The following is a 21,133-nucleotide window of genomic DNA, read 5'->3' on the forward strand; positions in this document are numbered from 1 at the left end:
ACTGGGCTCTCCCCACACCACTCTGAAAGAAGGCCGTTCGTGACCGACATCGACTGGGACGAGCTGCGAGCCGCCGCCACCGACGCGATGACCCGGGCGTATGTCCCGTACTCCCGCTACAAGGTCGGCGCCGCCGCTCTCGTGTCGGACGGACGCATCGTCACGGGGTGCAACGTCGAGAACGCGTCGTACGGCATCACCCTGTGCGCCGAGTGCGGCCTCGTGAGCGAGCTCGCCATGTCGGGCGGTGGCCGACTCGTGGCCTTCGTCTGTGTCAACGGCCAGGGCCAGACGATCATGCCGTGCGGGCGGTGCCGCCAGCTGCTGTACGAATTCGCGATTCCCGGCATGCTCCTCGAGACGGTGTCGGGCATCCGCACCATCGACGAGGTGCTGCCCGACGCGTTCGGCCCGCGCGATCTCGAGGAGGCCGGGCGGTGAGCGCGGTCGAGCCCTTCGACGCCGTCGACGTGATCCGCACCAAGCGCGACGGCGGAGCGGTCCCCGAGGACGCGCTGCGCTGGATGATCGACGCGTACACGCGGGGCTACGTCGCCGATGCGCAGATGGCCTCGTTCGCCATGGCGGTGCTCCTGAACGGGATGACCCGCGACGAGATCCGGGTCATGACCGAGGCCATGATCGCCTCGGGCGAGCGCATGAGCTTCTCCGGCCTGGGCAAGCCCACGGTCGACAAGCACTCCACCGGCGGCGTCGGCGACAAGATCACCCTGCCGCTCGCCCCGCTCGTCGCCGCCTTCGGCGTGGCGGTCCCTCAGCTCTCGGGCCGCGGCCTCGGCCACACCGGCGGCACGCTCGACAAGCTCGAGTCGATCCCGGGCTGGCGGGCCGCGCTGACCAACGACGAGCTGTTCGCCCAGCTCGAAGGCGTCGGCGCCGTGATCTGCGCGGCGGGGTCGGGCCTCGCACCCGCGGACAAGAAGCTCTATGCGCTGCGCGACGTCACCGGCACGGTCGAGGCGATCCCGCTCATCGCCTCCAGCATCATGTCCAAGAAGATCGCGGAGGGCACCGACTCGCTCGTGCTCGACGTGAAGTTCGGCTCGGGCGCGTTCATGCGCGATGTCGACCGGGCGCGTGAGCTCGCGCGCACGATGGTGGCGCTCGGCACCGACTCCGGCGTGTCCACCACCGCCCTCCTCACCGACATGAACACCCCACTCGGCCTCGCCATCGGCAACGCCAATGAGGTGCGCGAATCGGTCGAGGTGCTCGCCGGCGGAGGACCCTCCGACGTGGTGGAGCTCACCGTGGCGCTCGCGCGCGAGATGCTGTCGCTCGCCGGCCAGCCCGACGCGGACGTCGAGGCGGCGCTCGCCGACGGTCGCGCGATGGACCGGTGGCGCGAAATGATCCGCGCCCAGGACGGCGATCCGGATGCCGCGCTCCCGACGCCCAACGAGACGCACACGGTCACGGCGACCACCGCCGGTTTCGTCACCCGCGTCGAGGCGCTGCCGTTCGGCATCGCCGCGTGGCGCCTGGGCGCCGGCCGCGCCCGTGCGCAGGACCCCGTGATCCACTCCGCCGGCATCGACCTCCACGTCAAGCCCGGCGACGAGGTCGCGGCCGGTCAGCCGCTGTTCACGCTGCTCGGGCACGATGCGTCGAGGTTCGACCGCGCGCTCGAGGCCGTTGCGGGTGCGTGGGAGGTCGGGACGGATGCCCCGGCCACCGCCCCGCTGGTGCTCGAGCGCATCACCGCCTGAGGCCGAGGCATCCCTCGTCCGCCCCACCACCCCACCGACGATCTCCGAGGAGAACAACACCATGCCCATCGACCAGCACGGCGATGCCGTCATCGACGGAGTGTCGATCCGCAGCCTGCCCAAGGTCTCGCTGCATGACCACCTCGACGGCGGCGTGCGCCCGGCGACGATCATCGACCTCGCCGACGCCATCGGGCTCGACGTGCCCGAATCCGACGCCGACGACCTCGCCGACTGGTTCGCCGAGAAGAGCGACTCCGGGTCACTCGTCGAGTACCTCAAGACCTTCGACCTCACCACGGCGGTGATGCAGACCCGCGAGGGCCTCACCCGCGTGGCGCGGGAATTCGTCGAGGACCTTGCGGCCGACGGCGTCATCTACGGCGAGGTGCGCTGGGCGCCCGAGCAGCACCTGGCGCAGGGCCTGTCGCTCGACGAGGTCGTGGCAGCCGTGCAGGAGGGCATCGAGGAGGGCGAAGACGCCGCGGAGCGGCGCGGCCGCGACATCCGCGTCGGTCAGCTCATCACCGCGATGCGTCACACCGACCGCTCGCTCGAGATCGCGAAGCTCGCGGTCGACTGGCGCACGCGCGGCGCCGTCGGCTTCGACATCGCCGGGCCCGAGGACGGGTTCCCGGCTTCACGGCACCGCGAGGCGTTCGACTTCCTCGCAGCGGAGTTCTTCCCCGCCACCGTGCACGCGGGCGAGGCCGCCGGGCTCGACTCGATCCGCTCGGCGCTCATCGACGGTCGGGCGCTGCGCCTCGGCCACGGCGTGCGCATCGCGGAGGACCTCGAGGTCGTCTCGCGCGCCGGCGAGGACGTGCTCGTGCAGTTCGGCGACCTGGCGCGCTGGGTGCGCGACCGGGAGATCCCGCTCGAGCTCTCGCCGTCGTCGAACCTGCAGACCGGAGCGATCGCGGCGTGGGGCACGACGCTCGAGGATCACCCGTTCGACCTGCTGTACCAGCTCGGGTTCGCCGTCACCGTGAACGTCGACAACCGCACGATGAGCCGCACATCGCTCACGCGGGAGCTGGCTCAGCTCGTAGAGACGTTCGAGTACGGCCTGGACGACCTCGAGTCGTTCCAGCTCAACGCCGCGGCGGGCGCGTTCCTGCCGGTGGAGGAGCGTGAGGAGCTCATCGAGCTCATCGCCGAGGGCTTCGAGCAGTAGCCCGCGCGCCGGGTGCTGCGCACCGTCGCAGCGCCCGGTGGCGGCCGCGCTCAGCCGCGGGCCACTCCGGGGTGGCTTTCGAGATAGGCCTCGAACGCCTCGGCCGAGGTCTTGGCGGGCGTGAAGCCGAAGTCGCGCTTGAGAGCGTCGTTGGCGAGCACCGGGCGGTAGCGCAGGAAGCGCACCTGCTCGGGTCCGTGCACCGTGAGGCGCAGCATCCGTCCGATGCGCAGGGCGAAGGCGAGAAACCCAGCCGGCAGGGTCAGCAGCGGCTTGCCGAGGCGCCGGGCGATCTGCCCGACCGTGAGCTTCCCGTCTCCGGCGATGTTGTAGATTCCGGGCGGCCCGTCGGTCGCGGCGCGCGCCATCGCCGCCGCGACATCGTCCACCCAGACGAACACGAAGGGGGAGTCGGAGCCGCGGATCGCGAGGATGCGCGAGCCGTCCCAGAGCGCCGTAATCTGGTTCTGCACGGTCGGGCCGAGGATCGTGCCGATGCGGAAGACGACCTGCTCGAGCTCGGGGTTTGTCTCGCGGTATCCGGCGAGCACCTCCTCGACGAGCCGCTTGTGCCGGGAGTAGGGGAACTCGTCGTTCCCGCGCACCGGGTCGCCCTCGCGCAGCCAGTCCGGGCTGTCGGGGTGGTAGCCGTAGGCGGCGCCCGACGACGAGACGACGACCCGGCGGACACCGGTCGCGACGCAGGCGGCGAGCACATTGCTCGAGCCGTCGACGTCGACCCGGTACTCGAGGTCGTGATCGCGGCCGGGGTTGACGATCGCGGCCAGATGCACGACCACGTCGATCCCGTGGCGCTCGAGCAGCGGTGCCAAAGCGCCGTCGAGCGTCACATCGCAGTCGGCGTAGACGACGCCGTCGATCGGATGCTCGGGCCGCCGTACGTCGCCGGCCACGACGATCTCGACATCGGGGTGGGCGGCGAGCGTCGCGGCGACGTGCGTGCCGAGGAAGCCGGCGCCCCCGGTGATCAGGACCCGGGCGCTCATGCGATCGGTCCCGCGGCGGCGTCGGGGGTCGAGGCATCCGTCTGCGGGCGCAGGGCGTGCCGCGAGGCGTCGCCCTTCGCGGATCCGGTGCGCCGCCGGGTATGCCGGGCCCACAGTGCTGCGACCACCAGCCCGGCGATGATGTCCCAGATGCCCCACCAGCCGGCGACGATCGCCATGCCGCCGAGGCCGCCGAAGAACGCGAAGACCAGGCCGAGCCCGAGGCCGGCGTTGCGGATGCCGACCTCGAAGGTCATGGCCTTGCGCTCACGGGTGCCGAGGCCGCCGACCACCGCTGTGCCGTAGCCGATGGCAAGGGCGACCGCGTCGTGGATCGTGACGACGACCACGATGATCCCGAGGAACGCGACGAAGTAGCCCCAGTTGCCGACGAGCGCGGCGGTGATGAAACCGACGAGGGCGAGAAGTGAGAACCACTTCACGAAGGGCTGCACCATGGCGGCGAAGGCGGGGAAGCGGTGGCGGATGAACAGGCCCGCGGCGAACGGCAGTCCGATGATCAGGAAGATGTCGAGCAGCATCGCCCAGGCGCTGAGCTCCACGGCCTCGAGCAGCTGGCTCGCGGTCGGATGCAGCGAACCCCAGAAGGCGACGCTGAGCGGCAGCGCGAAGATGTAGATGATGTTCGACACGGCCGTCATCGAGACCGAGAGCGCGACGTTGCCGCCCGAGCGATGCGTCAGCACCTGCGAGATGTTGCCGGGCGGGCAGCACGCGACGAGGATCATGCCGAGCGCCATCGAGGGCGTCACCGGCAGGATGAGCGTCAGCCCGAAGGTGACGGCGGGGAGCACGAGAAGCTGCGCGAGGATCGCGATGGCGAACGGCTTGGGCTTGCGGAGCACGGCCTTGAAGTCGTCGACCGTCGTGTCCAGCGCGATGCCGAACATGATGAGCCCGAGGACGACGTTGAGGATGATCAGCGTGCCCGGGTTGAAGTTCAGGGCGATCTCGTCGGGATTCACCGCGACGCTCGCTTCGAGAAGGGCGTGAGCGAGCGGATGCCCCGGCGCGGCGCCGCCTCCGGATCGCGGCGCAGGTCCGCCGCGGCCGTGCGCACCGCCGAGCGGTAGGCGTCCTTGTTGACGTAGTACGACATGCGCTCGAGCCCGAGGTATTTGTAGCCGCCGGTGAGGTCGGGCCACGGCTCGCGGGTCGCGCGGCGGCGGAACGCCTCCGCGCGCGCCGGCCGGCGTTCGAGCGCCGAGAGATACTCGGCGATGAGCTCGGCCTGCTCGTAGCGTCCCTGCCAGCCGATGCCCGACGCCTCGATCATGCCCATCACGTACAGCCCGTTGAACGAGGGCGGGAACACGTTGAGGAAGAGCTTCGGCGACCAGCCGGTCCAGTGGAGGGCATCGCGCGGCACGAACGGGTAGTCGAGGGTGTAGCCCGTCGCGAGCAGCACCATGTCGTACTCGCCGCTCGACCCGTCTCGGAAGTGCACCGTGCGGCCGTCGAACCGGTCGATGTCGGGACGGATGCGCAGGTCGCCCTGCCCCAGGTGGTTGAGGACCAGCGTGTTGACGATGGGGTGCGACTCGTAGATCTTGTAGTCGGGCTTGGGGAACCCGAAGTGCACGGGGTCCCCGGTGAACGCCTGGAGCACGCGCCGGTCGACGAGCTGCTTGATCGGCGCCGGGAGCGGCTTGCCCTGGTTGAGGGTGTCGGACGGCCGCCCGAAGAGATAGCGGGGCACGAAGTAGTAGCCGCGCCGCACGCTCATGTCGACGGACTCGGCGTGATGCACGGCATCCACGGCGATGTCGCACCCGGAGTTGCCCGCCCCGATGATGAGGACCCGCTTGCCTGCCAGCTGAGCGGCGCTCTTGTAGGCGCTCGTGTGCAGCAGCTCGCCGGAGAACTCCCCGCGGAAGTCGGGGATGTTGGGCTCCGCGAGCGTGCCGTTGGCGAGGATGACGCCGTCGTAGCGCTGCTCGATCGTGCTGCTGGCGCCGTCGCTGTCCGCAGCGCCCTCGGCCCGCAGCATCCACCCGCCGTCGCCCGTCTTCTCGAGAGACGTCACCCTCGTCTCGAAGCGGAACTGCGCGGTGAGCCCGAACCGGTCCGCGAAGTCGCGGAAGTAGCGCACCAGGGTGCGGTGGCTCGGATAGTCGGCCTCGGTGTCCATCGGGAACTCCGAGAACTCCGTGGTCGTGCGCGAGGAGATCAGGTGCGCCGACTCGTACATCGTCGACCGGGGGTTCTCGATGTCCCAGAGGCCGCCGACGCCCCGGGAGGCCTCGTACCCGTCGAAGGCGATCCCGGCCCTCTGCAGTGCGCGCGCGGCGGAGAGCCCGGACGGCCCCGCGCCGATGATGGCATAGCGCAGCTCGCTCATTCGTCTCCCACACGTCGTCGTGGCGGCATGACGGCGCCGGCCCCAGGGAAGAACCCTAAGCGTTACTCGGCATTAACCGAAAATCAGTCGCGCGAGGGCTGCTCCGTCAGGACAAGAGTGCCAGGATGCCCCGCACCAGCACCACCGTCGCGCCGGCCCAGGCGAGCGCGAGCATGGCGACGCGGGCGACGCGCGACGGCACGAACCGGGTGAGGACCGTGCCCACGCCGATGCCGACCGCGGTCGCCGTGATGAGCAGCCACACATCGGCGACCGGTGACGTCGGGAGCCCGCGCAAGACCACCGACACGACGCTGAACGTGGCGAAGATGACCTGCACGCTGGCCGCGAAGCGGCGCTGCTCCCACTGGTCGCCGACCGCGTAGGCCGCGAGCGGCGGACCCGACAGACCGCTCGCGACGTGCATGAACCCCGCCGCCGACCCGGCGACGACGGCACCTGGCCGGCCCCGTAGCGAGGCGGACAGCGCCGGGATCCAGCCGGCGACGAGGGCGAAGTACGCCATCGCCGCGATGAGGAGGAGCAGCGCGGCCTCGGGGAGCAGACGCACCAGGAGGGCTGCGAACGGCGCCGCGACGAGGCCGGGCCAGATCAGCCACCACGTGCGCCGCCACTCGATCTGGCGCCACACCAGCGGGATCGCGGACCCGGACGCGACGAGCGCGAGCAGCACCCCGATCGTCACGCCCTCGAGCGGCCCGTACAGCAGCACGATCGGGCCGACGAGCACGAGCACGAAGCCGAGGCCCGTGATGCGCTGGATCACCGCCGCCGCGAATGCGGCGAGGCAGGCGAGCGCGACGATCACGGGGCGGCGAGGTCGTCGGCGAAGCCGAGGAGCAGTGCGGTGAGCGCGGCGTCCATCTCCGCGTCCGAGATGGTGGGCGTCCCGTCGCCCGGCTGCGCACCGTAGTCGCCGAACGACGCGTGGCTCGCGCCCTCGATGACCTCCATGCGGGCGTCCTCGGGGAGAAGTGGCCGCGCATCCTCGATCTTCTCGGGCGTGGACAGGCCGTCCTCGCTGCCGGCGATGCTCAGCACGGGCAGGCCCGACGCGGAGAGATCGCTCGCGCAGTATGACCCGAGCAGCAGGAGAGCGTCGGCGTCTGCGGCGAGCTGGCACGACCGCACGCCGCCGAGCGAGTGCCCGCCGACGATCCACGTGTCGACCTCCGGAACGAGGCCGGTGAATGCCTCGAGCGGCCGCAGATCGAAGAATGCCAGGTTCAGCCAGGGCTTGGTGATGACGACGGTGACGTCGCCCTCCGACACCATGCCGGAGAGGTTGTTCGCGTACGCCCACGGGTCGACCTTGGCGCCCGGGACGAACACGAGACCGAGCTCGGACTCGCCGTCGGCCGGCTCCAGGATGATCGCGCCGGACGTATCGGTGGTCTCGATGGCCGCGTCGGCGCGCACCTCGGCGAGCGGCTCGGGCTCGGCGGCCATCACCCCGACCTGACTCCACACGAGGATCCCGACGATGCCGAGCAGCAGCAGCGCGCCGATCGAGCCGAGCACCCACCACAGCACACGCCGGCCGCGTCGGCGGCGTGCCGGCGGCACCTCGGACCCCGCCGGGGCGGATGGGTCGGACGGGTGCGAGGAGGCGCCAGCGTGGTCGGTCACCACACGAGCGTAATCGCGTGCGTCAGACTCCCAGTTCGGCCTGGCGCGCCTCGACGATCGCCTGCACCTTCGGGAAGAGCGGATGCTCCGGCTCGAGGCCGGCCGCCGTCTCGGTGAACGACACGGCATCCTGTTCCCGCAGCATCCGCTGCAGGTCGACCGACTGCGGATCCTCGGTGTCGTCGAAGGCGAGAAGAGCGCCCATCGCGGCCACCAGCGCGTCGACGGGAAGCCCGTGTTCGGCGGCTTCAGCGGCCGGTCCGACGAAGCGCTCGTGCCGGGAGAGCTTGCGCAGCGGCTGGCGTCCCACGCGCCATACCGTGTCGGGGAGCGCCGCATTGCGGAATCGGCGGAGGATCGTCGCTCGGTAGTCCGCGAGATCGGCGGGGTCCAGGCCGTGCTTGGCCGCGAGAAGCGCGGAGGTCTCCTCGAGGGCGGCCGCGACCCGTGCGGCGATGGCCCCGTCGGCGAGCGCGCCGGCGATGGTCTCGATGCCCGCCCGCGCTCCGAAGTACGCCGTCGTCGCATGGCCGGTGTTCACCGTGAAGAGCTTGCGCTCGATGTAGGGCGCGAGGTCGTCCACGAAGTGGGCGCCGGGGATCCGCGGCGGATCGTCGCCGAACGGCGGCCGCTCGATCGCCCACTCGTAGAAGGGCTCGACCGTCACATCGATCCCGCCGCCCTCGGGCTGGGCCGGGACGATGCGGTCGACCGCCGTGTTGGCGAAGACGGCGCGGGAGGCGATGCCGTCCCACGCCTCGCCGGCGAGCGCCACCAGCTCGTCGTGGAGCAGGTCGGTGGCGTTGATCGCGTTCTCGCACGCCATGATCTGCAGCGGCGGCGCGGCGGGATCGCGCAGCGCGAGACCGGCGAGGAGATGCGGCGCGACGAACTTGAGGATCGTCGGGCCGACGGCGGTCGTGACGACATTCGCGACCGAGATCTCGTCGATGAGCTCGTCGGCGTGCTCGGCGCTGTTGATCGCGCGGAACCCCGTGACGACGGTGTCGTGCCCGCCTTCGCCCACTTCGCGCACCGTGTACGACGAGGCCCGGTTGATCGCGTCGACGAGCGGGGCCGCGACATCCGAGAAGATCAGCTCGTACCCGCCCTGGTGCAGCAGCAGCCCGACGAAGCCGCGGCCGATGTTGCCGGCGCCGAAGTGGACGGCCTTCATCACACGCCCGCGGCGGAGACGAGCGCGAAGAGCTCCTCGGGCGACTGCGCCTGCTTGAGCTTCTCCACCTCGTCCTCGTCGGAGAAGAGGATCGCGATCTGCGAGAGGATCTCGAGGTGCTCGTCGCCCTTGCCGGCGATGCCGACCACGAACGTCACCGGCTCGCCGTCCCAGTCGACACCGCCGTCGTAGCGGACGACCGAGAGGGCGGACGCGAGGATGGTGTGCTTCGTCTCATTCGTCCCGTGCGGGATGGCGAGCTCATTGCCCATGTACGTGGACACCGTCTGCTCCCGCTGCTGCATCGCATCGAAGTAGGCGCTCGTGACGGCACCCGCGGACTCCAGGATGTCGGCGGCCTCCTTCATCGCCTCTTCGATCGTCGCGCTGCCGCTGTGGATCCGCACCTGGCCGATGCTGAGTACGTCACGTGCCATTTCGCTTGCCCTTCTCGATTCACGGATGCCGCGGCGACGCGGCCGGGGGAGGGAGGAGCCACGGGGCCGGGGGCATCGCGCCGCCCGACCCCGCAGCCGTCTCAGCGCCTACACACCATCCTGGTGCTGGTCACGGACGAGCCCGACGACCTCGTCGTACCTCGGCGAGTTCATGAAGTTGTCGACCGAGACATGGACGGCGTTCGGCGTCTGCTTGCGCGCACGATCCGTCAGCTGGTTCTGCGTGATGACGAGGTCGGCCGAGGCATCCAGGTTCGCGATGGCCTTGTTGACCACGGTGACGTCCTCGATGCCCGCCTTCTTGAACTTGTTCCGCAGGACGCTGGCGCCCATCGCCGAGGAGCCCATGCCCGCGTCGCACGCGAACACGATGTTCTGCACCCTCTTGGTGGTCAGGATGCCGCCGTCGGCCAGGCCCGCCGTCTCCGCTTCCGTCTCGAGCTTGTCGACCGCTTCCTCGGCGTCATGCACGGCGACTCGGTCCTTGCCGTCCGACGCGCGCAGCGCGTCCATCGCGGCCGACGACTTGCCCTTGTTCGCCTCGGTCTGACTGATCGCCGCACCGAACGCGTCGGCCTCAGCGAGCAGGTCGCGCTTGCGCGAGGCTCGCAGGATGACACCGGCCACGAGGAAGGTCACGGTCGCCGCGAGGATCACCGAGAGGTAGACCACCAGCAGGTTGCCGATGCCGGGGCCGATGGCTGCCGCTGTGACGGCGATGATGCTGCCGGGGGCCGCCGGGAACGCCAGGCCGCCACCGAGGAGCATGTTGGTGGTCACGCCGGTCGCGCCGCCCGCGATGAGGGCGAGGATCGTCATCGGCTTGCTCAACGCGTACGGGAAGTAGATCTCGTGGATGCCGCCGAAGAACTGGATGATGATCGCGCCGGGTGCCGACGCCTTCGCCGCGCCGACCCCGAAGAAGGTGAACGCGAGCAGCAGGCCGAGGCCGGGTCCCGGGTTGGCCTCGATCAGGAAGAGGATCGACTTGCCGGTCTCGGCGGCCTGCTCGATGCCGAGCGGGGTGAAGACGCCGTGGTTTATCGCGTTGTTGAGGAACAGCACCTTTGCCGGCTCGACGATGATCGACACCAGGGGGAGCAGGCTCATGTCGACGAGCCAGCCGACGGCTCCGCCGAGGACCGCGCTGATCCCCAGCATGACGGGGCCGAAGACGAAGAACCCGACGATCGCGAGGATCATCCCGAGGATGCCGGCGGAGAAGTTGTTGATCAGCATCTCGAAGCCGGGCTTGATCTTGCCGTCCCAGATCCGGTCCATCCACTTGGTGATCAGCGCTGCGAGCGGACCCATGATCATCGCCCCGAGGAACATCGGGATGTCCGTGCCCACGATGACGCCGACCGTGGCGATGGACGCGACGACGCCGCCGCGCTCGCCGTAGACCATGCGGCCGGCGGTGTTGGCGATGAGCAGCGGCAGAAGGTAGACCACCATGGGGCCGACCAGGCCGACGTAGGCGAGGAAGTTCCCGCCGTCCCCCTCGGCGAGCTGGACCATGGAGCCCTGCCAGCCGATGACGGCCTGGTCACCCCCGCCGCCGATGATCTCCGCGACGGGGTACCAGTGCCAGCCGAACGGGCTGTCCGCGCCGAAGAAGCCGGCGGGGATGAAGAGCATCGTGATGAAGCCCCACGCGATGAAGGCCGCGATGTTGGGCATGATCATGCCGGAGAGGAACGTGCCGAACCGCTGCACCCCCACTCTCGCCTTGTTCATGCCCGTTGCGGGCGCTGACGTCGTTGTCATGGCTGTGTCTCCCTTGTCTTGATGTCGTGCACGGCCGCGAGCGGCCTATCGGGTCGCCGCGGCCTGGGCCGCGGTTCGTGCGGATGCCGCGTCGTTCGCGGCGAGGGCGGCCTCGGCGATGACGCGCGCGTCGTCGAGGGAGTGCTGGAGCAGGGTGGCGCGCACGTCGGCCAGGGCGGTCGGGGCCATCGAGAGGCTCGTCGCCCCGAGCCCGACGAGCACGACGGCGAGCAGCGGATCGGCGGCGGCCTCGCCGCAGATCCCGACGGGCTTGTGATGGATCCGTCCGGCGTCGCCCACCTCGCGGATGAGCCGCAGCACCGCGGGGTGCCACGGGTCCTGGAACGACGCGACCGAGCCGAGCAGCCGGTCGGCCGCCAGCGTGTACTGCGTGAGGTCGTTCGTTCCGATCGAGGCGAAGTCCGAGTACGAGAGGATCCGGTCCGCCAGGAGCGCCGACGAGGGCACCTCCACCATGACGCCCGCGGTCTTGATGCCGTAGTCGCGCGCCATGTCGGTGAAGTACACGGCCTCCTCGACGGTGGCGACCATCGGCGCCATCACCCAGAGATCGGCCGCGCCCTGCGGCATCCGCCGGGTCGCGGCATCCGCTTCGGCGAGGGCGGTCAGCTGCTCGCGCAGGATGTCCTCGCTCGCCCGGAGGGCGCGGATGCCGCGGAGCCCGAGCGCCGGGTTCTCCTCGTGCGCATCGTTGAGGAAGGCGAGCGGCTTGTCGGCCCCGGCGTCGAGCACCCGCACGACCACCTTCTTGCCGGGGAAGGCCGACAGGAGCTTCGTGTACGCCTCGCGCTGCTGCTCGACCGTGGGCGCCTGCGGCGAGCTCAGGAACAGGAACTCCGTGCGGAACAGCCCGACACCCTCCGCGCCCAGGGCGACCGCGTCGATCGCGCCGTCAGGGTTGCCGAGGTTGGCCAGCAGAGGGACGGGGGTGCCGTCCGAGAGCGCACCGTCGGTGATCGGCGCCGAGACGGCCGCGGCGCGCGCGCTGGCACGGTTCTCGGCCCGCTCGAGCTCCTCGGCGGTCGGGTCGGTCGTCACGACGCCGGCCGCGGCATCCACGATCACCGTCTCGCCCTCGCGCAGGCCCTTCGCGTGGACGGCACCGACGATCGCGACGATGGACTTCTCGCGGGCGAGGATCGCGGTGTGGGAGGTGGGCCCGCCCTCTGTCGTGATGAGCGCGAGGACCTTGTCGAGATCGAGCAGCGCGGTGTCGGCCGGAGCGAGGTCCTTGGCGACGAGCACGAACGGATGCCCGGGGTCGGGCACGCCCGGCGCGGGCTCCCCGCGCAGCCGGGCGATCACGCGCTGTGCGACGTCGTCGAGGTCGGCGGCGCGCTCGCCGAGGTAGCCCCCGAGCGCGGTGAGCTGGTCGCGGAACGACGTGAACGCGTCGAACACCGCCCACTCGCCGGTGCGGCCCTGCGCGAGGCGCGTGCCGATCTCGTCTTCCAGGCTCGGGTCTTCGGCCATCATCGCCTGCGCCTCGAGCACGTCCCGCGCGGCGCCGCCGGCCTGTGCGCCGCGCTGCTCGAGCTCGCGCGCGACCGCCGAGACGGCCTCCTTCACGCGGACGGTCTCCTCGTCGGTGCTCAGCGTGCTGGGCGCGTCGCTGGGCGGCGGCAACGGCTCGGCCATCCGGGCGACGGGGCCCTGAGCCACGCCGAGGCCGATTCCGACTCCTCGCAGTTCGGTCATCGTCTACTCCGAGTCGTGGTCGGTCGTGAGGAGCTCGGCCAGGGTGTCGAGCGCGTTCTCCGCGCCGTCCCCGTCGGCGGTGAGTGTCACGTAGTCGCCGTACTCGACGCCGAGTGCGATCACGCCCAGGATGCTCGCGGCGTTCACGGGCGAACCTGAATCCTTCGCGACGGTGATCGGGATGCCGGCATCCTTCGCCGCCTGCGCGAACAGCTTCGCCGGCCGGGCGTGCAGGCCGTGCGACGAGCCGATCCGGACGGTGCGTGAGATGGGTGGCATGGGGTGACCTCTCTGTCGTCTTCGTCTGTCAGTCGGTGCGAGCGGCGGCGGGCGGGCTGCCCGCGGCCGGAGGCTGCCCCCCGGCGCCTCCGACCGCGTCTTGGACGAGTGCGAGCGTCCGTGTGCCGTCCTTGTCGGTGAAGATGTCGGACGGCAGCAGCACCACCGTCGTGCCTCGGAGCGCGGCATCCCGCTCGATGCGCTCGAGAGCGTGAGCGAGGTGCGGCCCCACGAGGACGACGTCTGCGGCATCGAGGTCGATCGGAAGCGACTGCTCGGTGCCGGCGAAGGCGGAATACGGGAGCCCCCGGTCATGCGCCGCGTGGCGCACGCGCTGCGCGACAAAGGTGCTTGACGCACCCGCTCCGCAGACCACCAGGATCCTCATCGACCCGCCTCCATGTGGCCATTCTTGTGAAAACGCTGAGAACCGACAACCACTCCTTCTTCCGCGGGGGCGGAAACCGGCCCCGCGAGCCGGACACTCGGTCCTCCTGATGCCGCCCGTGGTTGACTGGCATCATCCGGCCGGCGAGGCCCGGAGAAGCGAAGCAAGGACCCCCGGTGACGAGAGCGCGACAGGACCGCCTGCTGGGTCTGCTCGCGCGCGACGGGGAGTGGGTGACGGCCGCGACCCTCGCCGACGCGCTGGGCGTCACTCCGCGCAGTGTGCGCTCCTACGTCACCGCGGTCAACGCGCGCGTGGCACCCGGTGTCGCGATCGAGTCCGGCCCCCAGGGGTATCGCGCAGGATCCGAAGCGGCGACGGCCCTTCGAGCCGGGGCGACGGATGCCGGCACCCCGCGCGACCGGCTCCACACGCTCGTGCGCGCCCTGCTCGACTCGCCCGACGGCGTCGACACGTTCGAGTTCGCGGATCGCGTGCACGTGAGTCCGGCGACCCTCGAGGCCGACCTCGCCCGGGTGCGCGCGCTCCTCGGCGGCACCGAGCTCACCCTCGAGCGCTCTGCCTCGCGCGCCCGGCTCCGCGGCACGGAGATGGCGCAGCGGCGCCTGCTCAGTCGCCTCGCCCACGACGAGATGGAGGCCGGATCCTTCGACATCGTCGCCCTGCGTCGCACCCTCGGCGAGGACTCCGTCGGGGCGGCCGCGTTCGGGCCGTTCAAGTCCGACCTCGTCGCCGAGCTCGGGGCGCTGGGCTACTTCGTGAACGAGTTCGGCATCGCCGATGTCGTGATGCACATCGCGATTGCTGCGGATCGTGTCGCGCAGGACCGCGGGATCGAGGGCGCCGCCGCCGACGCCCGGCCCGCACAGCAGGAGATCGCCGAGGTCATCAGCCGGTTGGCCGAGCGCCACCTCGCGGTGACGCTGGGCTCGGGCGACCTGCAGCACCTCGCCACCCTCGTGCTCACGCGCGTCGTCGCGCCCGGCGCCGAGACCCCCGCCGACCACGCCCGCGCCCGGCTGGAGCCCGACGTCGAGGCCGCGGTGCGCGAAGTCGTCGAGACCGCGTCCGCCGAGTTCCTGGTCGACATCGGGCACGAGGACTTCATCCTCCGCCTCGCCCTGCACGTGCAGAACCTGCAGCACCGGGCGAAGGAGCAGGCCTGGTCGCGCAATCCGCTGACCCGGTCGCTCAAGACGACGTATCCGATGATCTTCGAGGTCGCGGTGTTCATCGCGAGCCGTCTCCAGGAGCGGCTCGGCATCCCGCTGCCCGACGACGAGATCGCCTACATCGCGATGCACGTGGGCGGCCGCCTCGAGCGCAGCCGCCGCGCCGACCAGCTGCTGACGGCGACCATCGTCTGCCCCGGCTACTACGACCTCCACGAGCTGCTCCGCTCCAGCGTCGACCGGTCCCTGGGTCAGGCGATCGAGGTCGTCGGCGTCGAGACGCGCGTCGACCCCGACTGGGCGTCCATCGACACCGACCTCGTGCTGACGACGATCGATCCCGCCGTGCCGGGGGACCGCATCGTGAAGATCCAGCCCTTCCTCACCGACGCCGACATCGAGCGCGTGCAGGCCGCGGCCGGTCGCATCCGGAGGACGCGCCGGCTCGGGAGGCTGCGCACCGAGCTGGAGCGCTACTTCGCGCCGTCCGCCTTCGTGCGCGGCCTGGACGCCACAGGCGGCGAGGAGGGCGTCATCCGGCAGCTCGGCGCCGGGCTGATCGCCCTCGGGGTGATCGACGCGGACTACGTCGAGCGCACGATCCAGCGCGAGCACCTGTCGTCGACGGCGTTCACCGATGCCCTCGCGGTGCCGCACGCGCTGGGGATGACGGCATCCCGGACCGCCATCGCCATCGGCATCGGCGACCCTTCGATCCCCTGGGGCGACGGCCGCGTGCAGGTCGTGGCGCTCGTCGCCTTCTCGGAGACCGACCGCGAGGCCTTCCAGACGGTGTTCGAGCAGTTCGTCGAGGTGTTCTCCGAGCGCGACAGCGTGCAGCGCATCGTGCGGCGGAGCACCGACTTCAGCGGCTTCCTCGACGAGCTCGTCGCCGTCATCGACGGCTGAGCCCGGGGCCGTCAGGTGGCGGGGTCCGGCATCCGGGGTTTGGGGCGTGCCCTGCGGATCGCGGCGGGTCGTGGTGTGCCCCAAACCGCGCCGGGCGCCCCGAACCGGCCGGCGGCGTCAGCTCGGCGGATGGATGCCGAAGGCGGCGAGCCGTGCGCCCAGGGTGGCCGCCGTCGCGATGTGAGGCCAGCCCCAGCGAGCGAGTCGTCGCTGAGTGCTGCCTCTGATCCAGTCTTCCCGCTGCTTCTCACGGTCTAAGACTTCCGCGGCGGTCCGTCCGTCCGTCATCCGGCCGTCGACGTACTTGACAGCACCGTCGAACTCGCCGAAGGCGTCCGCTTCCTCCAGCCCGAAGTCGACGTAGTAAGTCGTACCCGGAGCCCGCACCGGTACCTGCAGGCGGATGGAGCGGAAGCCCACTGCGTGGAGTCGGATTCGGCTCACGGACTCGCCCGGCAGCTGCGCCCGTCCGTCGGCGAAGCCCATCACCCTGGTGCTTCGTGAGAACCCGTGCGCCGAACGCCGCGCTGCTGCCAGGACCTCGCCCCGCACGGCGTCGGCCCGCTCGCGATCGTAGTGACCGAGGCCTCGCACACACACGGCTCTCAGCGCGGCGTCCGCCACCACCACCGCCTGGTCGAACGGCGCGGTCCTCGAGATGTCAGCCACTGTGCGGACGAGGCTGGTGCAGCGGAGGCCATCGACCTCGACGATCTCCCCGTCTCGCAGGTCACCCCGATGTCGGACCGTTCCTGCCGCCGCTCCCGGTCGATCGGCAGGGACGATGAGGTGCGTCCTGGTGCGCTCAGGACGGTACAGCGGGAGTCCGTGGATCGCGGCGGCGGTCTCGTGCGAGAACACCGGGGCATTCCGGGACGTGAGTTGCAGAGCTCGGGCTCGAACGACGTTGCGTTCCTCGGGGAAGCGGCGGCCCAGGCAGTGCCCGAGACGTAAATGCCGCGACGGATGCGGATGAGCCTGCCATCGGCGATCCTCCTGTCCATCGCGTGCCGCGAGGGGCTGTCCTCGATCAGCTGCTCGTAGCGCATCAGTCGTGGGGTCATCAGCCGATGGTCGCGACCCGAAGGCTGCTGGCGCCGCGCCCACCGCATTCTGCGGACCGAGCGCTGGTGCAACGCCGCTGGGGAGGAGGTACCCGTCCACTCGGGGCGAGTTCCTGCACTGGAGGCGGAGCAGACGCCGCCCCGGACAGCAGGAGGCGCCCCGAACCCGACTGTCGGGCAACGGATGCCCCAACTTCGCAGAACCCGCCCCGAACCCGAGCGACAGGCGAGCGGATGCCTCGACCTCGGGACTCCCGGCCGGAAGGTCCGTACCGCGGGCCCCGCCGCGGGGCTCACCCGCGGCGCAGGCGCTCCTCGAGGCCCAGGCGGACGGCGGGCCACTCGTGGGGGAGGATCGAGAACACCACGGTGTCGCGCAGCGTGCCGTCGGGCCCGAGGCGGTGGTTGCGCAGCACGCCGTCCTGCTTGGCTCCGAGCCGGGCGATCGCGGCCCGCGACTGCCGGTTGTGCCAGTGGGTGCGGAACTCGACCGCGATGGCGTCGCACGCCTCGAACGCGTGGGTGAGCAGCAGCAGCTTCGACGCCGTGTTCACCGCGGTCCGCTGCGCCTCGACCCCGATCCAGGTGTGACCGATCTCGACGTGCCGGTTCGCCGCGTCGATGTTGCAGAAGGTGGTCTGCCCGATCACGCGTCCGCTGTCGAGGCGCCGCACCGCCCACGCGTTCATGTGTCCTTCGTCGCGCCACGCCAGGCGCTGCGCGACGTCGTCCGCGACGCGGTCCGGTGCGGGAACCGACGTGTACCAGGCGTGCTCGAGCCCGACCGCAGCCTGCGCGATGTCGTCGATGTGATCCACGCTCAGCGGCTCCAGCCGCACATGGTCGTTCTCGAGGGTCACCGGATCAGTGAGGAGCATCCCCCGAGCCTAGGACGCCGCGCGAACGTCACGCGTCCTTGGAGTGCATGGCCGCTTCGACGGCGGCCGCGGCGGCGGCGGGATCGTGGTCGGGCACTTCGGACGCGGCCCGTGCCGCGGCGATGGCGCGCTGCCCGGCGGGGAGCCAGACCGCCAGCCCGATGACCACGAAGGTCAGCACGCCCGCCGCCACCAGCAGCACCTCGATGGGCATGACGTCGGCGAGCGGCCCGAAGACGACCATGCCGAGGGGCATCGCCACGGCCATGACGATCCCGAGGAAGCCGAACACGCGGCCCTGGCGCTCGGGCTCGACCGTCTCCTGCAGCAGCGTCATCGACGGCGTCGAGAAGAACGGCACCGCGAGGCCGACGAGGAACATGAAGCCGAAGAATACCCAGAGGTTCGGGGCGAGGCCCAGGCCGATCGACAGCACGCCGAACACGAGCGACGAGACGACGATCAAGCCGATGCGGCTGCGCTTGGCGAAGAATGTGGCCACGAGGATGCCGCCGAGCATCATGCCGATGCTGAACGCGATCTCGAGCACCGCGAGGTTGACGACATCCTGCGCCTCTCCGGCCGGGAACGTGCGCACGAGCATGAGGGGTGTGAGGTTGGAGGGAGCCACGGTCAGCACGAAGATGATCGCGAACACGATGAGCAGCCAGCGGACGAACGCGTGGTGCACGATGTAGCGCACTCCGTCGACCAGGTCGGCGAAGTACCCGGTCTGGACGTCGGCTGCCCGGCGCACGGTCCCGACCGGGATGAACGCCAGGATGCCGATGCCGATGACCGCGGTCACGACGTCGATGAAGAAGATCGGGATGAGGGAGGAGGCCGTGCCGCCCGTCGCCGCCGACGACCATGCGTAGATCGCGCCTGCCGCCGCCGGGGCCAGGAGTGCCATCGCCGACTGGATGGAGCCGTTGATGCCGTTGACCCGGATCAGGTTGCGGGTCGGGGTGATCTGCGGGATCAGCGCCGAGACGGCGGGCATCTGGATGCCGGCGCCCGCCGAGCGGACGGCCATCACAGCGAACAGCAGCCACACCGCGTCGTATCCGGTCATCATGATGAGCGCGAGCCCGAGGGTCGACAGGGCGATGACGGCATCGGCGCCCATGATCAGGTACTTGCGGTTGTGCCGGTCGGCCCAGACCCCGCCGAAGATCGACACGACGGCCTGGGGGAGGAACCCGAACAGCGCCGCCAGCATCATGTAGACGCCCGAGCGGTACTCGATCGTCAGGTACCAGAACACCGCGTACTGCACCAGCATCGAGCCGAGCAGGCTCACCGTCTGACCGGTCAGGAAGAGGACGACCTTGCGCAGCCAGTGCGGCGGGTCGCTCGCCTCGTCGCTCCCCGGCGCGGGGGAGTCGCCGGCGCCGGGGGTGGGGTCTGCCGCCCCGGCGAGAGCCGAAGCCGCGAGAGGGCCGTCGCCTGGGGGGACGGATGCCTCGGCCGCGGCATCCTGTTCGTCATCGCGCTGCGCGCCCGCCATCGTCGGCTCCTCGTCTCGGTACAGATCCCCCTGCGACTCGGGAGCGCCTCAGCCACTCACGATATATCGCGAGTGGGACTCTAGCACGAACCCCGGACACGGGAAGGCCTCATCTGCCGAACGCGGCTCGCGCCGTCAGCCTCCGAGCCGGTCCAGCAGCTCACGGGCGCCGGCGGACAGTCGCTCGATGCGCCCGGCGGCGTCAGCGGCCGAGTCGCCGCGCACGTCGAGGTAGAGCTTCAGCTTGGGCTCCGTCCCGCTCGGACGCACGACGACGCGCGAGCCGTCCTCCAGCCACAGCCGCAGCACGTCGCCGGGCGGCAGGTCGTCGACGCCCTCGAGCAGGTCGTCCACCCTGTCGACGGCGACATCGCCGATAACGGACGGATGCCGCGCCCGCAGCGCCGCCATGATCCGCGAGATCGTCGACACGTCGTCGACCCGGATCGAGATCTGGTCGCTCGCGAAGGCGCCGAACGTCTCGTCGAACTCGGCGAGCAGGTCGGCGAGCCCGGCGCCGCGCCCACGGGCCTCGGAGACCATGCCGAGCATCGCGACGGCGGCGGAGACCCCGTCCTTGTCGCGCACGGTCTCGGGATTGACGAGATAGCCCAGCGCCTCTTCGAACCCGAAGACGATGCCCGGGGCGCGGGAGATCCATTTGAAGCCCGTGAGCGTGGCGTGGAAGCCCAGGCCGTAGTGATCGGCGACCGCCTTCAGCCCCGGCGAGGACACCAGCGAGCACGCGAGCGATGCGCCCTCGGTGGCTCCGGCCTCGGAGGCGAGCCGTGCGGCGCGCCAGCCGAGCAGCAGTCCGATCTGGTTGCCCGTCAGGCGGCGCCAGCCGTCAGGGGCCGATTCGTCGGGCACGGCGACCGCGAGCCGATCGGCGTCGGGGTCGTTGGCGATCACCAGCTCGGCGCCGACCTCGCGTGCGCGTGCGAACGCGAGGTCCATCGCGCCCGGCTCCTCCGGGTTGGGGAACGCCACGGTCGGGAAGGTGCCGTCGGGCTCGAGCTGCTCCGGCACCGGGACGGGGGCGGGGTAGCCGGCCGCCTCCAGGATGCGCGACAGCGTCTCCCATCCCACGCCGTGCATGGCGGTGTAGACCCACGTCAGACCCTCGGCGCCCCTCGGCGCGGGTGCGACCGCGGCTGTCGCGGCGATGTAGTCGTCGACCACGGACTCGGGGGCGATCTCGTAGCCGAGCGACCGGGGCAGCGAGGCGATGTCGCCTTCGACAGCGACACGCTCGATGTGCGCGGCGATCTCGGCGTCCGCGGGCGCCACGATCTGCGAGCCCTCGTCGGCGCCTCCGAGGTACACCTTGTACCCGTTGTCGTTCGGCGGGTTGTGGCTGGCGGTCACCATCACGCCGGCTGCGGCGCCGAGCGCGCGCACCGCGAACGCCAGCACCGGTGTCGGCAGCAGGCGGGGGAGCAGGATGGCACGCAGCCCCGCGCCCGCGAAGATCTCGGCCGAGTCCTGGGCGAAGACGTGGGAGTTGCGGCGGCCGTCGTAGCCGACGATGATCGCCGGGGCTGCGGCATCCGCGCCGTCCCTGCTCGTCCGATCGAGGACGTACGCCGCCAGTCCCGCCGCGGCCTGGGCGACGAGCACGCGGTTCATGCGGTTGCTGCCGGCGCCGAGCTCTCCGCGCAACCCCGCCGTGCCGAACGCGAGGCGCGCGGAGAAGCGATCCTCGAGGTCGGCCCCGGCCGCCTCGTCTCCGCCCTCGGCCGCCTCGATCAGCGCACGCAGCTCCCGGCGCGTCTCGCCGTCGGGGTCCTGGGCGAGCCAGGCGCGTGCCCGGTCGAGAATCGACACCGCGTCGGCCGGGCCGGCGGGCACGGCATCGGGCG

Annotated in this window: 19 protein-coding genes; 4 read left to right on the forward strand and 15 right to left on the reverse strand. The window is 70.9% G+C overall.

The features are described from left to right. The first annotated feature begins 39 nt into the window (after positions 1-39). The 3 genes from SOM19_RS05550 (at position 40) to SOM19_RS05560 (ending at position 2,907) form a co-directional block, all read left to right on the forward strand. Complete coding sequence (locus SOM19_RS05550) at positions 40-441, forward strand: cytidine deaminase (protein ID WP_320485552.1); 402 nt, start codon at positions 40-42, stop codon at positions 439-441. Then, complete coding sequence (locus tag SOM19_RS05555; protein ID WP_320485553.1) at positions 438-1,730, forward strand: thymidine phosphorylase; 1,293 nt, start codon at positions 438-440, stop codon at positions 1,728-1,730. Before SOM19_RS05550 ends, SOM19_RS05555 begins: the two co-directional genes overlap by 4 nt. A gap of 61 nt (positions 1,731-1,791) precedes the next feature. Continuing rightward, complete coding sequence (locus SOM19_RS05560) at positions 1,792-2,907, forward strand: adenosine deaminase (RefSeq protein WP_320485554.1); 1,116 nt, start codon at positions 1,792-1,794, stop codon at positions 2,905-2,907. Between the two features lie 50 nt (positions 2,908-2,957). On the opposite strand, the gene SOM19_RS05565 is transcribed toward SOM19_RS05560, so the two are convergent. The 11 genes from SOM19_RS05565 to SOM19_RS05615 form a co-directional block, all read right to left on the reverse strand. Next, positions 2,958-3,914, reverse strand: coding sequence for an SDR family oxidoreductase (locus SOM19_RS05565; RefSeq protein ID WP_320485555.1), 957 nt, complete (start codon positions 3,912-3,914; stop codon positions 2,958-2,960). Beyond that, positions 3,911-4,900: a bile acid:sodium symporter family protein gene (locus SOM19_RS05570; protein ID WP_320485556.1), complete on the reverse strand. Its 990-nt coding sequence runs from the start codon at positions 4,898-4,900 to the stop codon at positions 3,911-3,913. The genes SOM19_RS05565 and SOM19_RS05570 overlap by 4 nt, the downstream gene beginning before the upstream one ends. Next, positions 4,897-6,276, reverse strand: coding sequence for a flavin-containing monooxygenase (locus tag SOM19_RS05575; RefSeq protein ID WP_320485557.1), 1,380 nt, complete (start codon positions 6,274-6,276; stop codon positions 4,897-4,899). The genes SOM19_RS05570 and SOM19_RS05575 overlap by 4 nt, the downstream gene beginning before the upstream one ends. A 106-nt stretch (positions 6,277-6,382) precedes the next feature. Further along, on the reverse strand, positions 6,383-7,105 hold the full coding sequence (locus tag SOM19_RS05580) for a TSUP family transporter (RefSeq protein ID WP_320485558.1): 723 nt from the start codon (positions 7,103-7,105) through the stop codon (positions 6,383-6,385). Then, a complete protein-coding gene (locus tag SOM19_RS05585) occupies positions 7,102-7,926 on the reverse strand; it encodes an alpha/beta hydrolase (protein ID WP_320485559.1) in 825 nt (274 codons plus the stop codon). Before SOM19_RS05585 ends, SOM19_RS05580 begins: the two co-directional genes overlap by 4 nt. Before the next feature lie 22 nt (positions 7,927-7,948). Continuing rightward, positions 7,949-9,103 carry a mannitol-1-phosphate 5-dehydrogenase gene (locus SOM19_RS05590; RefSeq protein ID WP_320485560.1) on the reverse strand — a complete coding sequence of 385 codons (1,155 nt, stop codon included), beginning with the start codon at positions 9,101-9,103 and terminating at the stop codon, positions 7,949-7,951. Further along, positions 9,103-9,540, reverse strand: a complete 438-nt coding sequence (locus SOM19_RS05595) for a PTS mannitol transporter subunit IIA (RefSeq protein WP_320485561.1) — start codon at positions 9,538-9,540, stop codon at positions 9,103-9,105. Before SOM19_RS05595 ends, SOM19_RS05590 begins: the two co-directional genes overlap by 1 nt. A 108-nt stretch (positions 9,541-9,648) precedes the next feature. Then, positions 9,649-11,331, reverse strand: a complete 1,683-nt coding sequence (locus SOM19_RS05600) for a PTS mannitol transporter subunit IIBC (protein ID WP_320485562.1) — start codon at positions 11,329-11,331, stop codon at positions 9,649-9,651. Positions 11,332-11,376: 45 nt separating this feature from the next. Further along, on the reverse strand, positions 11,377-13,050 hold the full coding sequence (gene ptsP, locus SOM19_RS05605; RefSeq protein ID WP_320485563.1) for a phosphoenolpyruvate--protein phosphotransferase: 1,674 nt from the start codon (positions 13,048-13,050) through the stop codon (positions 11,377-11,379). A 3-nt stretch (positions 13,051-13,053) separates the two neighbouring features. Next, positions 13,054-13,329, reverse strand: a complete 276-nt coding sequence (locus SOM19_RS05610; protein ID WP_320485564.1) for an HPr family phosphocarrier protein — start codon at positions 13,327-13,329, stop codon at positions 13,054-13,056. Positions 13,330-13,357: 28 nt separating this feature from the next. Next, complete coding sequence (locus SOM19_RS05615) at positions 13,358-13,717, reverse strand: PTS sugar transporter subunit IIB (RefSeq protein WP_320485565.1); 360 nt, start codon at positions 13,715-13,717, stop codon at positions 13,358-13,360. A gap of 176 nt (positions 13,718-13,893) precedes the next feature. Here SOM19_RS05615 and SOM19_RS05620 point away from each other — a divergent pair, with 176 nt between their 5' ends. Next, positions 13,894-15,819 carry a BglG family transcription antiterminator gene (locus SOM19_RS05620; protein ID WP_320485566.1) on the forward strand — a complete coding sequence of 642 codons (1,926 nt, stop codon included), beginning with the start codon at positions 13,894-13,896 and terminating at the stop codon, positions 15,817-15,819. 117 nt (positions 15,820-15,936) lie between these two features. Here the strand turns inward: SOM19_RS05620 and SOM19_RS05625 are convergent, their stop codons facing one another. The 4 genes from SOM19_RS05625 to SOM19_RS05640 all read right to left on the reverse strand — a co-directional run bounded on the left by SOM19_RS05625 (position 15,937) and on the right by SOM19_RS05640 (position 21,122). Further along, on the reverse strand, positions 15,937-16,488 hold the full coding sequence (locus SOM19_RS05625; RefSeq protein ID WP_320485567.1) for a hypothetical protein: 552 nt from the start codon (positions 16,486-16,488) through the stop codon (positions 15,937-15,939). Positions 16,489-17,176: 688 nt separating this feature from the next. Continuing rightward, a complete protein-coding gene (locus tag SOM19_RS05630) occupies positions 17,177-17,761 on the reverse strand; it encodes a GNAT family N-acetyltransferase (protein WP_320485568.1) in 585 nt (194 codons plus the stop codon). Positions 17,762-17,789: 28 nt separating this feature from the next. Further along, positions 17,790-19,271, reverse strand: coding sequence for an MFS transporter (locus tag SOM19_RS05635; RefSeq protein ID WP_320485569.1), 1,482 nt, complete (start codon positions 19,269-19,271; stop codon positions 17,790-17,792). Between the two features lie 135 nt (positions 19,272-19,406). Further along, entirely contained in the window at positions 19,407-21,122 is a 1,716-nt protein-coding gene (locus tag SOM19_RS05640) for a phospho-sugar mutase (RefSeq protein WP_320486669.1), read from the reverse strand. Positions 21,123-21,133: the final 11 nt, after the last annotated feature.

The sequence above is a fragment of the Microbacterium sp. CFBP9034 genome (assembly GCF_034045255.1).
Lineage (GTDB): Bacteria > Actinomycetota > Actinomycetes > Actinomycetales > Microbacteriaceae > Microbacterium.

Coding starts and splice junctions, on each gene's coding strand:
- SOM19_RS05560 (WP_320485554.1), top strand. CDS start 1,792: ATGCCCATCGACCAGCACGGCGATGCCGTCATCGACGGAGTGTCGATC.
- SOM19_RS05565 (WP_320485555.1), bottom strand. CDS start 3,914: ATGAGCGCCCGGGTCCTGATCACCGGGGGCGCCGGCTTCCTCGGCACG.
- SOM19_RS05575 (WP_320485557.1), bottom strand. CDS start 6,276: ATGAGCGAGCTGCGCTATGCCATCATCGGCGCGGGGCCGTCCGGGCTC.
- SOM19_RS05590 (WP_320485560.1), bottom strand. CDS start 9,103: ATGAAGGCCGTCCACTTCGGCGCCGGCAACATCGGCCGCGGCTTCGTC.
- SOM19_RS05595 (WP_320485561.1), bottom strand. CDS start 9,540: ATGGCACGTGACGTACTCAGCATCGGCCAGGTGCGGATCCACAGCGGC.
- SOM19_RS05600 (WP_320485562.1), bottom strand. CDS start 11,331: ATGACAACGACGTCAGCGCCCGCAACGGGCATGAACAAGGCGAGAGTG.
- ptsP (WP_320485563.1), bottom strand. CDS start 13,050: ATGACCGAACTGCGAGGAGTCGGAATCGGCCTCGGCGTGGCTCAGGGC.
- SOM19_RS05610 (WP_320485564.1), bottom strand. CDS start 13,329: ATGCCACCCATCTCACGCACCGTCCGGATCGGCTCGTCGCACGGCCTG.
- SOM19_RS05615 (WP_320485565.1), bottom strand. CDS start 13,717: ATGAGGATCCTGGTGGTCTGCGGAGCGGGTGCGTCAAGCACCTTTGTC.
- SOM19_RS05630 (WP_320485568.1), bottom strand. CDS start 17,761: ATGCTCCTCACTGATCCGGTGACCCTCGAGAACGACCATGTGCGGCTG.
- SOM19_RS05635 (WP_320485569.1), bottom strand. CDS start 19,271: ATGGCGGGCGCGCAGCGCGATGACGAACAGGATGCCGCGGCCGAGGCA.